We start from the raw sequence: 12,371 nt of genomic DNA on the forward strand, positions 1-12,371 counted from the left end.
GGGGGAATGACGTCAATCAGTGACCGGATGTGATCGCTCCAGATATGGTCGGGATGTCAGAAGATAGCCCCGCGCGCGCCTGTCGTTCGGCCTGCTGTACGAGTGCCGGGAGGGTCACGCAGGTGACGATGACTGCAACCCAGGCGAGCACGCCCCCGAGCACGCTCTCCCCCGCCAGCCCGACCGCCCCCGCACCCGTCGCCAGGGCGAGCAGACCATAGAGGCGTGCAGTGCGGCGATGACTCCACCCCGCCAGCACGAGGCGCTGGTAGTAATGACTCCGATGGCCCTCAAAAATGTTTTCACCACGCCCCAGCCGCAGCAGCATGGTGACCCCGGCATCAAAGAGAAATGGCCACACAATGAGGACTCCGGCGGGCGCAGCCCAGCCCGCACGATGCGTCAGGGCACTCGCGACCAGGGGTATTGTCGCGAAGAGCATCCCCAGCGTGGCGCTGCCCACGTCGCCCATGAAGATCCGGGCCGGATGCCAGTTGAACCAGAGAAAGGTGGCACACCCGGCCGAGATCATCAGCCCCAGGAGGGTGATGGTCGGCTGATGGATCCCATACCCGATCATGCCCCACGCCAGCCCCCCGACGAGCCCCTGGGTCGCGGCGATACCGTCGATGCCATCGAGAAAGTTGTAGGCGTTGGTGAGCGCGAGACACCAGAAGACCGACAGCAGCAAGCCCGACAGGGGCACCCAGTAGAGCCCGAGGAGGGGAATCATCACCACTTCGAAGGGGCCAACGACCCAGAGGAGCATCACGGTCGCTGCGGCCTGCACCAGCAGCCGGAGCCGGTACGGCAGCGAATAGAGGTCATCGAGAAAGGAGACAACGGTCACGATCGCCACCACCAGCATGACCGCGACCGGGGGAAGATCTCCCGCGTCATCCTGAAAGCGCCACCACACGAGGCTCCCTGCGATCAGCCCGAGCCAGATCCCGAGCCCACCCCCGCGAGGGGTGGCAACGAGATGCGAACTCCGGGCATTGGGCTTGTCGAGCAACGCTTCGCCACCGACGACGAGCATCAGGAGCACCGTGACAAAAGTCACGACAGCCGTCACCGCCACAATGCCGAGCATTGCACCCATGATCACTCGCCTCCGTCGCGCGCGACACGTCGCAAGCCATCTCGCGCCGAGAGCCGCGGCACCCACCCGGTCATCGCAGTGGTGTGCTCGAGCGACACCTCGAGCGAATCGAGCACTCGTCCTGCATACGCCTCACGGCCGAGGGCGCGGGCCGCGCCCCGAAGCCATCGCTCGGGCAAAGGCCAGAGGAGTGCGCGACTTCCTGCTCCGTCCGCCAAAGCGCGAGCGATTTCCGGCGTGCTCAGCAAGGGTTCGTCTCGCAGCAGCAGCACCTGCCCGGCCGCGCCGGGCGCCATCGAGGCCTTGAGCAACGCGTCGACAAGATTCTCGATCCCGAGCACTGCGCGGCGATTCCTGATCGCCGCGAGTGGCAACGGTATCCGCCATCTGAGCAACCGCAACAGCATTGCGAGGTTTCCTCCCGCACCGGGGCCGTGCACCAGCGGCGGGCGAACGATCACCAGCTCCATCGTGCTTCCCAGTACCAGCTCGCGCAAGCCAACCTCTGCTTCGGCCTTGGATGCCGCGTACGCATCGGCAGGTGCGAGCGGGTCATCGTGTGAGAAGGGGCGGCCGGTGGTTCGCTCCCCGAGCACCTTGACGGTCGAGATGAAGACGAAGCGCCGAACCCCGGCCGTGAGCGCTGCACGAGCGAGGGCGAGAGTGCCGCTACAGTTGATGCGGCGGAACGCCTGTGCATCGGCGGTACCGGTGGAATCCATTACGTGCACCATCGCGGCGCAGTGAATGACCGTCTCGACGCCCGCAAACAACGTCGGGTCGAAGCTGGCTTCCGCCAGATCGCCCATGGCCCGCTTCCCCTTGCCACCACGGCGGGTGATCTGCGCGACGGTAATTCCGCGCCGACTCGCCTCGGCCGAGAGCGCAGTGCCGACGAAGCCGTCGGCGCCAGTTACGCCGAGCATTGCATCAACTCACGGTAGAGCGCAACGGCGCGGGTCCCGGCGATCTGGTCGGAAAACTCAGCCTCGGCGCGACGCCGCCCCGCCGCACCCATTGACTGAAGCCGGGCCGAGTCGCCGAGCAACGACCGGATCGCCGCGGCGAGCGCGGCTCCATCTCGCGGCGGCACCAGAAGACCGTTGACTCCATCTGCGACCACCTCTCGGCAGCCCGGAACTGCAGTGGTGATGATCGGTCGGCCAGCTGCGGCAGCTTCGAGCAGCGCCTTCGGCATTCCCTCGCGATAGCTGGGGAGCACGACAAGAGTGGCCCGCTGCAGTAGTGATGGCATGTCGTTGACGTGGTCGAGCCATTCGACGGCGCCCTCCGCCACCCACGTCGCAAGCTCCGACGCTGCGAGCGCATCCGGATTCGCATCGTCGCGTCGACCGGCAAGGACGAAACGGGCAGGCACCCCCGCTGCACGGCACTCGCGAGCGGCGGCCACGAACTCACGGACGCCTTTGGTTACCAGCATTCGGGCCGGCAACACGACGAGCGGAGTACCACCCGGTAGCGGCGAAGGATTGAAGCGCTCGAGATCGACACCGCTCCCGCGAATCGTACGCAACCGGTTCGGTGTCGTCATCCGGCGACGGAGCAGGACGGCACCATCATCATCGTTCTGCACCAGGACCATCGTGCAGGGGCCTCTGGTCACCGGCCGCAGCAACTGCTCGAGCAGAAATCGCTTCGCCGGAGAAGCACCGCCCTCGGTATAGAGGTGCCCAAGTCCCGCAAATGCCTGGACAACGCGCCTGATACCCGCCTGCCGTGCGGCCCAGCCACCATACAACATCGGCTTGATGCCGACATGATGCACAATATCAGGGCGATACTCGCGATAGAGCCTCGTCAGAGCTGACATCGCCGCCCACTCGGCGCCAAGGCCCCGGTTTTCGCGCGCCATCGGCACTGCCACGACTTCCGCACCGGCAGCTGCGATGAGACTCGCGTGCTCGCGGACTCGAGTCGCGGCAACCACACGCCATCCGTCGGCGACCGCCGCTCTGACGAGTGGCAGGCGATGGCTGGCGAGGTACCAGTCTTCGGTAACCACCAGCAGGACGGTGCCTGACGCGCCGGCGTTCGGCATCTTAGCGACGTGCCCCGCGCATCGCCGCGCGATCGAGCACTGCCGCGTACTGCTCCGTGAAGGCGTGCAACGAGAATTCGCGAGCGATGCGATCTCGGGCGGCACGACCGAGTGCGTCGAGATCGTGTGAGCGAGTCACCCGCCCGAGCGCGTCCGCCCACGCCGCACGGTCGCCCGCTCGGACTACGGTGCCGCAGCCATTCACGATCTGCCGGGTATCACCGAGATCGGCGGCGACCACGGTGGTACCGCAGCACATCGCCTCAGCCACCGCATTCGGGAAGCTCTCACCCCACAACGATGGGACGACGACGAGGTCCGCGGCCGCGAGCGGCACCCGCACGTCATCGCTTTCGGCGACGAGATGGAACCGCCCGGCAAGCCCGGCCGTTGCCGCTGCCGCGCGAAGTTCCGCTTCGTCTACGCCGTCGGGGCGGCCGACGAACGCGAGATGCCATCCGGGGCCGAGGACCTCGCGATTCTGGAGCACCTGAAGCAGGAAGCGATGCCCCTTCACTGGGTGGAAGCGGCCGACCTGCATCAGCAACGGCGCGTCGCCGGGCACCTCGTTCGCCGCGCGCCACGCAGCGGTCTCGACAGCAGTCGCCTGGAGCCTTTCACTATCGTAACCGTTGTGGACGACGACCCCACTCGCTGCCGGATAGCCGATTCGCCGATGACTCCGTTCTGCCGCATGACTGTTGTACACGATGGCCGATGCACGGCGCGCCGCGACAATACTTGCCAGCATCGCCGCAGTCGTGCTTGCGCGTTCGCGCCACGGCTGCGCCATGGTCCGGATTCCCCAGACGACAGGCATTCCCGCAGGTGCCGCGAGCGTGGTCAGCACGCAACTATGGTGCATCCAGGGGTGCAGCACGTCGGCGTCGCTCGCGATGATCTCGGCCCGGAGCTGGGCGAGTCCCCGCCGCAGGTCACGACCGCGCAGTGGTACCGTTCGCACCGTGACTCCGGCCTCGCGGACGCGCTGCTCGAGCCACCCACTGGCCTGGAAGGTGATGATCTCGTGCACCACGTTCTCGGTGGGCGAAGCCACCAGGCGCGCGAGGGTGCGCTCGGCCCCACCCGGGGCAAGCGAGCCGATCACGTGCAGGACTTTCACGTCGCCCGCTCCAGCGGTAGTGGTGGCGTAGCCGCACACCAGGCAGCGAAGAGGAGGATCGGCCACTCGTCGAGGGTGTTGTGCGAAATCAGCCCGAGGAGGAGAATCGCCACCGCCGTCGGCCAGCGAATCACCTTGGGCGCCCGATGGGCCACGGCCCAGGCGAAGACGGGGTAGATCCAGATCCCCAGCACACCGTGCTCGGCGAGGTGGCGCAGGTAGATGTTGTGAGTCGAAAAGCTCAGCGCCCAGTCGGTTGTCGCACCAATTCCTGCGCCAAGAAACGGATGGGCCAGAAAGAGTTGCCAGGCGAGCGCGGCGGCCGCGGTGCGCTCATTGGTGCTGACATCGTCGAAGGCATTGCTCACTCCGCTCGAGCCTTCGGTCAGGACTCGTAGTCGCTCGGCCATCAGCGACGACTGCGAGATATTCCGCGAGACATCCTCCCAGAGCCCGGTCACGGTCAGGATGAGGGCCATCGCAGCGATCGCTGCCACGAGCCAGCGGACCCGGATCCGGCCAGTCCAGAGCAGCATGACCGCGACCACTCCCATCACCAGGAGACCGCCGCGAGACAGCGTCATGGCGCTGCCGAGAACCAGCACCGTGATCAGTACTTCGCGGCCGCGCCGGACGGTGGCCGCCGCCGCGAGGACCGAGGTGATCAGCGCGACGGCGGCGATGTTCGGATTGATGTAGAGCCCCGCCGCACGACCGATGACCGAGCTGAAAGTCAGCGGGCGCAGCAGATCCACGGCGCCGAGCACGACCGTTACCAGCCCGCCGTAGGCCAGGAAGAGGCCGCACCGCCGGTGGACCGCCGGATGGCTCAGTATGCCGACCATCGTGAAGAGGAAGAGCGTCATCGTGACGCGCTCCCGCATCGCCGCAATTCCCGACGGTCCCTGAAAGCCGAAGATCAGGCTGATCGCACCGAGCAACAGATACCCGAGCGCCCAGAACGCGAGCTCATGGCGAAAGAGCATGGCGAGGGTGACTGGAGACAGCAGGAAGGGCGTTGCAGCGATCGTCAGCGCGATCGAAAAGATGAAGGGGGGCACCGGATTCACGCCGCGCACGGTCAGGAAGACCAGCAATCCCGACCAGAACAGGGCGACGGCAAGTACCGCGAGCGCATTCCGGTAAGCAGGCGTACGCTGAGCCACAGCGTGGGGATGCCCCGTCATGGGACTGCCCGTTGCAGTACGTCTTCCCACTGCTGCCCCACGACAATCGGCGCGAAATCCAGAGCGCGAGCCCGCGCTGACTGTCCCAGTCGAGTACGGAACCCGGGATCCTCGATCAGGCTTCTGATTGCCGACCCGAGCATCGCGGGTTCACCAACCGGCGCAAGCAGGCCGCACTCGCCGTCGAGCAGCAGTTCAGCCGGCCCCGCCGGACAGTCGGTGCTCACCACCGCACACCCTGCAGCCATGGCTTCGAGGAGACCGTTCGGGAAGCCCTCGGTGCTTGAGGTAAATAGTGCGATCGCAGATGCCCGAAGCAGATCCCCGACGTCGCTCCGCACGCCAAGCCAGTCGATCCTGTCGGCGACGCCGAGTGATACCGCAAGCGCATGGCCCGCGTCCCGCAATGGCCCATCGCCGACAATCTGGAGCCGCCAGGGGGCAAGCGTCGACTCGGCAAAGGTCGTGATGGCATCGAGTGGGCGCTTCACCGGTGCGAGCCGCCCGAGGAACACGATGGTTTTCGAGCGACCATCACTGTGGGGTTCTCGGAGCAGGTCGCCCGTGAGGGGATTTGGCACCACGACGACCCGCTCCGCGTCCCACTCTTTCCTCGCCCAGGCCGCAGCACGCTCGGTCTGCATCGCGATGATCGTCGCGCGACGATAGGCCACCCGTCTCAGGGTTGACCAGACCGCTCCAATCGGATTGCTCGGGGGGAAGTTCCGCTCCGTCACAACGCAGGGGACCCCCTGGTGCGCCGCCGCGAATGCAGTGAGGATCGATGCATGCGTGGTGAACCCCACGGCGACGGAGGGACGCCACTCCGCGATCAGCGTCGAGATCGCCCCCACACGCCGCAGGTTGTTCGAGATGCCCTGCCACACCCCCGATGAGTCTCCCGCCACCCGTAACGCCACAACTTCGACCGCAGCCGGCGGGACGAACGCAGCATTCGGCTCGTCCCCGAGGGTTGCGATCAGGACTGTGTGGCCGCTCGCGACCCATATCTCCGAGAGCGTCGTCAGGACGCGTTCGGCGCCGCCGACGCCCAGCGACGGAACGACCGCCAGGATCCGAAGCGGGCGGACACTCATCGCAGCACTTCCCCGCGACCTGCCAGCACTTCCTTCGAGGCGCGGGCCAGCAGCGTGGCGCGGGTGCTCACCGCGAGCATCGTGGCCGTTGCAGCGCCCACCGCACCGAACCTGGGGATCAGCAACGCGTTCAGGATCAGGTTGAGCAGCGCCATCCCAGCGATCAGTCGGGAGGCTGTTCGTTCGTGTCCTGTCATGGTGAGCAGGAAACCGGCGGCGAAGTTCGCGCTGAGGATGACCTGGCCGATCAGCAGGATCCGCAGTACCGCGACCGAGCCACGAAACTCCTTCCCGAAGATGCCGAGCAGCATTGGAGCGGCGAAGGCGAGTACGATCGCGGTGATGACGGCGAAGACCAGCAGGAGATTACGGCCTCGACGGACCAGTGCCCGTGTTCCGTCACGGTCGCCCTGCGCCCAGTGCGATGCGATCCCCGGCGCCACGATACTGCTGAGCGCCGCGACACCAACACCGATCGCCCCGGCCAGCTGGCTCGATGCCACATACGGTCCCGACTCGGAGGTCCCGCGGATCAGGCCCAGGAGAATGGTGTCCGTGCTCGCAAGCACGACCTGGGCGGCGCCCACCAGCAGGAGATGCTGCGAAGTCCTGAGCCAGCCATCTTCGCCCGCGAGTCGAAAGCCTCGAAAGCGCGGTGCACTGCCAAAGAGCCGTTGCGAGACAAGTACGACCACGAGCAGCGCAATGCCGGCGGTGACGGCATTGGCCACCAGCACTCCACCCGCCGAGGCGATGGTCCCCGGAACGGCAAGCCAGACGACCAGCACAAACGACGCGCCGCGCACCACTCCGAGAATTGCGTTGCTGGTGGCGGCGCGCCCGAGCCCCTGCAGGTGCGAGCCCACCACTTGCAACACCGTATTGACGGTGAGCAAGAGCGCACCGGCCAGGATTGCGCTTCGCAATCCGTCGGCGAGCGGGCGAGGCCAGAGCGACACTGCGACCACGACGAGGAGCGACACCGCAGCACTGCAGAGCGTGACCACCGACAAGGACCAACCGCGGTAGACGGACAATCGCTCGGTCTCGTTCGTCGCACGGTACTGCGCCACGAACCGCATCGATGCGGCCGGAATGCCGACGGCCGTGAAGAGGCCAAGCATCGCGATCCATGAGAGGGTGTAGGTGTAGTCACCGTACACGCCGGCGCCGAGCCGACGCGCAATCAGCACCTGGCCCACCAGGGACAGTACTGCGGCGCCGCCCGAGCCGATAAGGACCAGGGAAGCCCTGCCGGCAAGCTGACGGACGGCCTGTCGTTCGCTGCCCATCAGCTGTGGTGTTCCTGCGCGGCCAGCCAGCGGTCGAAGATCATCACCGGCCAGAGTGCGTATTGCCGGTTCCGGTTGCTCGACAGATGTTCCTGCACGACGCGACGTACCACCGCGGGCTCGAGGTACTCCCCGAGTGGTGTTCCTTCGAGCCGGGTGAGATGGTCCATCTCCCCCCGCAGTGGACCGCGCAGCCATTCGGCGAGAGGAATTGCAAAGCCGCGCTTGGGCCGTTCGAAGAGTGCGCGAGGCATCCGCCGGGCCAATAACCGCCGAAGCACCGCCTTCCCGGCGCCATCGACAATCCGCTGGTCGGCAGGAATCCGGGCGGCCACAGCAAGAACTTCATGGTGCAGGAACGGCGCCCTGGACTCCAGCGATACGGCCATGGCAGTCCGGTCGACCTTGCACAGAATATCGTCGGGCAGATAGGTGAGCTGATCGGCCACCATCATCGCGCCAACGAAATCACTCGCGCCATCGAGGGACGCTTCGGCGAGGAGCGTGGCCGGTTCGCTGCCACCCCGCACCAGGCTCATCGGTTCCTTCCACTGTGACACGAGATAGCGATAGTAGTTGGATTGCGTGAGCGGTCGGCGAAGGATATCGGCGATGGTGTGCACTCGATCACCATTGAGGCCGAATCGCGCGAGACCGAGTCGATCGATCACGCCGTCCCAGCGCTTGGCAGGCAAGAGGTCGAGCATGCCGGAGAGCAGTCCGCGCACCGGTGGCGGAAGGCGACGGAGCCGCTGCCATGAATGGGAGGCGAAGAGGTAACGATTGTAGCCACCAAAGGCCTCATCGCCCCCATCCCCCGAGAGCGACACCGTGACGTGCTGTCGCGCCATCCGCGCGACCAGAAAGGTCGGCAGCTGCGAGGAGTCGGCGAACGGTTCGTCGAACATCGTGGCCAGCGCGGGTACCACGTCGAGCGCGTCGCGCGCACTCAGGTAGAGCTCGGTGTGGTCGGTGCCGAGGTGTGCCGCGACCGCCCTGGCGTGGTCGGCCTCATTGAACGCGGCCTCGTGGAAACCGACGGTGAAGGTCCTCACCGGGCGACTGCTCTGCGCCTGCATCAGCGCCACAATGAGCGATGAGTCTATGCCACCCGAGAGGAACGCGCCGAGCGGAACATCGGCGACCATCTCCTCACCGATCACCCGCGACAGCACCTGCTCCACCTCGTCGGCCACCGCGTCCGGGCTCCCGCGCAGCAGGGTGCCTCGACCCTGCGCCGCCACGCTCCGTGCGGACCAGTACGCAGCCGGAACGGGCCAGCGCTCGGCGTCGGCACGAAAGGTCACCAGCGTCCCGGGGGGCAGCTTGCGAACATTTTCGTAGATACTGTAGGGGCCCGGGATATAGCTGTGACGGAAATAAAGCGTCAGTGCGCCGCGATCGATGGTGCCGTGCCACGCCGGGTGTTGCCTGAGGGCCTTCAGCTCCGAACCGAACAGCAGGACGCCGTTGCACCAGCCATAGTAGAGCGGCTTCTCCCCGACACGATCACGCGCGAGCGTGAGAGTCCGTTCCTGGCGATCCCAGATCGCCATCGCAAACATTCCCGCAGAACTCGCCACTGCTGCCGCCACGCCAAGCCGGTCACACAGTGCCAGGAAGACTTCGGTATCGGAGTGGCCACGCCAGCTCGCGCCGTGGCGATCCTCTTCGGCACGCAGCTCCCGCCAGTTGTAGAATTCGCCGTTGAACGTGACGACATAGCGGCCGCTCGGCGACACCATCGGCTGCGCGCCCTGCGGCGACAGATCGAGGATGGAGAGCCGACGGTGCCCGAGCACGACGCCCGCTTCGGCATCGAGCCAGTGTCCCTCGCCGTCGGGGCCGCGATGACGGATCGCGTCGGTCATCCGCTGGATGACGCTCTGCGCTCCGTCCCCTGCGCCCTCAGCCTGCCAGAATCCTGCGATGCCGCACATTGGGGTCCGGGGGTGCGGGGGAAATTGAAGAATCGACCAACTATCGGCCCATTCCATCGAAGCTTGATCTCAAGCTGGTTCAGCCGTCTGCTTCGGCGCGCTCCTGCCACCAGCGAAGTCGCTCGGCAATCCGCTTTTCGTGGCCAAAGGCACCCGGCTCGTAGAACTGCCGGGCCCCGACTTCTTCCGGGAGATAGCTCTGCGGCAGGTAACCCGCCGGCGAATCGAACGCGTAGCGATAACCGGCGCCGTAGCCGAGTTCCTTCATCAGCTTGGTTGGTGCGTTACGGATATGAAGCGGTACCGGAGCGGCGGGCGTTGTTGCGGCCGCTTCCTGCGCGGCGCCCCACGCCAGATAGACCCGGTTCGACTTGGGCGCGGTGGCGAGATAGACCGTCGCCTCCGCCAACGCGAGATCGCCCTCGGGACTTCCCAGCATCTGCCAGGCATCTCGCGCCGCGATCGTCACGCCAAGGGCGGCCGGTTCCGCGAGACCGATGTCTTCCGATGCCATGCGAATCAGTCGGCGCGCAACGTAGAGCCCATCTTCCCCGCCGGCCATCATCCGGGCAAGCCAGTAGAGGGCGGCCTGCGGGTCACTGCCGCGCACGGACTTGTGCAAGGCCGATACGAGGTCGTAGTGCTGCTCGCGGTTCTTGTCGAAGACGGCGACACGCCGTGCCAGGGCTTCGAGCGCGATCTCCCTCGTGATGACACCGCCGCTCCCCACCTGCTGTGCCGCCGCTTCGAGCACCGTGAGCACGCGGCGCGCATCGCCGTCCGCGACTTCGGAAAGCACATCCCGGGCCTCATCAGGCATCGTGATCTCGAGTCTTCCCAGACCGTTGTCACGATCTCCGAGGGCCCGATCGATCACCTGTCGCAGGTCGGCCGGCGCGAGCGCCTCAAGGACCCAGACCCGACAGCGCGATAGTAGCGCGCCGTTGAGTTCGAATGACGGGTTCTCCGTCGTCGCACCGATCAGGGTCACGACGCCTTGTTCCACCGCGGGGAGGAGCGCGTCCTGCTGCCCGCGATTGAAGCGATGAATCTCGTCGCAGAACAGAATCGTTCCGCGGCCAATGCGCCGACGGTCCTCCGCCTCCTTGATCAACTCCCGCAGCCGTGGCACGCCTTCCGTGACCGCACTGAGTGGAACGAATTGGCGATCGGTGTGACGCGCGACGAGACGGGCGAGCGTGGTCTTCCCGGTCCCCGGTGGTCCCCAGAGGATCGTGCTCCCCACATCGCCGCGACGGATCGCGTCGCCGAGAGGTTTCCCGGGTGCCAGCAGGTGCTGCTGTCCGACGAAGTCCTCAAGACGCCGTGGTCGCATCCGCGCAGCCAACGGCTCCAGCGGAGCGAAGAGCGACTCGCTCATGCCACGCTCCGCGCAAGTGCCAGCAATTGTTCACGCGTGTTGAGCGAGGGATCTTCGAGCACGGCGTCGAGCAGAGCGGCGATCACGCGGCCCACGCGCGGCCCGCTCGGGAAGCCGGCCTCGAGCAACTGGGCGCCGTCGACAGCCAGCGCGCCACGATGCGTGGGTTCACCGCGCGCCAGGATTCCCGCAATCGTCGCGAGCCATGGCGTGGCGGCCTCGTCACGCCAAGCCGCAAGGTGAGCGAGATCATCGGCAGCCGGCCCGGTGTCGGCGAGCCAGCGTCGCACGACATTGGGCTCGGGCGTGCTGGGCGCGCGCGGTCCGCGGTCGATCCCCTCGGCGCGACGAATCTCTGCCGTCGAGCCTTTCAGCCGGCGCCAGATGGGGGCGGAAGGCGCGGCAAGAAAGGCAGTCACCAGGACCGGGTCGCGGTCGTCGACTCGCTCATCGTTCGGCGCGATGGCATGCAACTCGGGAATCCAGGTGGCAGCAACTCCACTGCGAACCCAGAGTGTCGCGAGATGGGCTGCGGACCTCGCCGTAGTGAGCCCCTTGGTCCACTCGTCGCGCACACGTTCGGCGGAGAGATGGCTGGTGTCCGACGCCTGCTCCGTCGCAGCGCTCCAGGTGGCGGGATCGATCGTGAAATCGAAACGTGCCGCAAAGCGCAGCGCACGCAGGATCCGGAGTCGATCCTCGTGAAAGCGTTGCGCCGGGTCACCAACCGCTCGAATGCGGTGGCCCAGCAGGTCCTCGAGGCCGCCGAATGGGTCACGCCAACTGTGGTGCAGCGGATGGTACGCCATCGCGTTGATGGTGAAGTCGCGACGGGCAAGATCGTCGTCGAGATCGACGCCGAATTCGACTTCGGCATGCCTGCCGTCGGTGCGCACATCGCGCCGAAAAGTGGTGACCTCATGGAGGTCACCATCGTCATCCAGCACGCCAACGGTGCCATGCTCGATCCCGACCGGAATCGTGCGACGGAAGAGCTGGCGCACGACCGGCGGCGGTGCGGCCGTGGCCAGGTCGACATCCTGTGCTGGATGGTGCTGATCGCCCAGGAGCGCATCCCGAATGGCGCCCCCGACGCACCAGGTCTCATACCCGGCATCCTCGAGGACGCGCAGAATGGCGACGACGTGCGCAGGAACGACGATGCTGTCGGGAAAGCGGGTCATCATGTT

General features: G+C 66.4%; 10 protein-coding genes. All 10 read right to left on the reverse strand.

Features of this window, described 5'->3' with window-relative positions:
* Positions 1 to 16: 16 nt before the first annotated feature.
* From V4558_11250 to V4558_11295, 10 genes are read right to left on the reverse strand one after another with little or no spacing between them, the layout of a single operon-like run.
* Positions 17 to 1,093, reverse strand: a complete 1,077-nt coding sequence (locus V4558_11250) for a glycosyltransferase family 4 protein (GenBank protein ID MES2306078.1) — start codon at positions 1,091 to 1,093, stop codon at positions 17 to 19.
* Between the two features lie 11 nt (positions 1,094 to 1,104).
* Positions 1,105 to 2,028, reverse strand: a complete 924-nt coding sequence (locus V4558_11255; GenBank protein ID MES2306079.1) for an NAD-dependent epimerase/dehydratase family protein — start codon at positions 2,026 to 2,028, stop codon at positions 1,105 to 1,107.
* Positions 2,016 to 3,161 carry a glycosyltransferase family 4 protein gene (locus V4558_11260; protein ID MES2306080.1) on the reverse strand — a complete coding sequence of 382 codons (1,146 nt, stop codon included), beginning with the start codon at positions 3,159 to 3,161 and terminating at the stop codon, positions 2,016 to 2,018. Before V4558_11260 ends, V4558_11255 begins: the two co-directional genes overlap by 13 nt.
* 1 nt (position 3,162) lies before the next feature.
* On the reverse strand, positions 3,163 to 4,284 hold the full coding sequence (locus V4558_11265) for a glycosyltransferase (GenBank protein ID MES2306081.1): 1,122 nt from the start codon (positions 4,282 to 4,284) through the stop codon (positions 3,163 to 3,165).
* Positions 4,281 to 5,450 carry an O-antigen ligase family protein gene (locus tag V4558_11270; protein MES2306082.1) on the reverse strand — a complete coding sequence of 390 codons (1,170 nt, stop codon included), beginning with the start codon at positions 5,448 to 5,450 and terminating at the stop codon, positions 4,281 to 4,283. Before V4558_11270 ends, V4558_11265 begins: the two co-directional genes overlap by 4 nt.
* 17 nt (positions 5,451 to 5,467) lie before the next feature.
* Entirely contained in the window at positions 5,468 to 6,568 is a 1,101-nt protein-coding gene (locus V4558_11275; GenBank protein ID MES2306083.1) for a glycosyltransferase, read from the reverse strand.
* Positions 6,565 to 7,860: an oligosaccharide flippase family protein gene (locus V4558_11280; protein MES2306084.1), complete on the reverse strand. Its 1,296-nt coding sequence runs from the start codon at positions 7,858 to 7,860 to the stop codon at positions 6,565 to 6,567. The genes V4558_11275 and V4558_11280 overlap by 4 nt, the downstream gene beginning before the upstream one ends.
* A complete protein-coding gene (gene asnB / locus V4558_11285; protein ID MES2306085.1) occupies positions 7,860 to 9,857 on the reverse strand; it encodes an asparagine synthase (glutamine-hydrolyzing) in 1,998 nt (665 codons plus the stop codon). Before asnB ends, V4558_11280 begins: the two co-directional genes overlap by 1 nt.
* Positions 9,858 to 9,879: 22 nt before the next feature.
* Positions 9,880 to 11,181: a replication-associated recombination protein A gene (locus V4558_11290; GenBank protein ID MES2306086.1), complete on the reverse strand. Its 1,302-nt coding sequence runs from the start codon at positions 11,179 to 11,181 to the stop codon at positions 9,880 to 9,882.
* Complete coding sequence (locus tag V4558_11295; GenBank protein MES2306087.1) at positions 11,178 to 12,368, reverse strand: CCA tRNA nucleotidyltransferase; 1,191 nt, start codon at positions 12,366 to 12,368, stop codon at positions 11,178 to 11,180. The genes V4558_11290 and V4558_11295 overlap by 4 nt, the downstream gene beginning before the upstream one ends.
* Positions 12,369 to 12,371 lie beyond the last annotated feature (3 nt).

This window comes from Gemmatimonadota bacterium, assembly GCA_040388535.1.
Lineage (GTDB): Bacteria > Gemmatimonadota > Gemmatimonadetes > Gemmatimonadales > GWC2-71-9 > Palsa-1233.

What these genes read in the sequence shown, in the direction of transcription:
- V4558_11255 (MES2306079.1), bottom strand. Translation starts at nt 2,028, where the DNA reads ATGCTCGGCGTAACTGGCGCCGACGGCTTCGTCGGCACTGCGCTCTCG.
- V4558_11280 (MES2306084.1), bottom strand. Translation starts at nt 7,860, where the DNA reads ATGGGCAGCGAACGACAGGCCGTCCGTCAGCTTGCCGGCAGGGCTTCC.
- asnB (MES2306085.1), bottom strand. Translation starts at nt 9,857, where the DNA reads ATGGAATGGGCCGATAGTTGGTCGATTCTTCAATTTCCCCCGCACCCC.
- V4558_11295 (MES2306087.1), bottom strand. Translation starts at nt 12,368, where the DNA reads ATGATGACCCGCTTTCCCGACAGCATCGTCGTTCCTGCGCACGTCGTC.
- V4558_11260 (MES2306080.1), bottom strand. Translation starts at nt 3,161, where the DNA reads ATGCCGAACGCCGGCGCGTCAGGCACCGTCCTGCTGGTGGTTACCGAA.
- V4558_11275 (MES2306083.1), bottom strand. Translation starts at nt 6,568, where the DNA reads ATGAGTGTCCGCCCGCTTCGGATCCTGGCGGTCGTTCCGTCGCTGGGC.
- V4558_11250 (MES2306078.1), bottom strand. Translation starts at nt 1,093, where the DNA reads ATGCTCGGCATTGTGGCGGTGACGGCTGTCGTGACTTTTGTCACGGTG.
- V4558_11290 (MES2306086.1), bottom strand. Translation starts at nt 11,181, where the DNA reads ATGAGCGAGTCGCTCTTCGCTCCGCTGGAGCCGTTGGCTGCGCGGATG.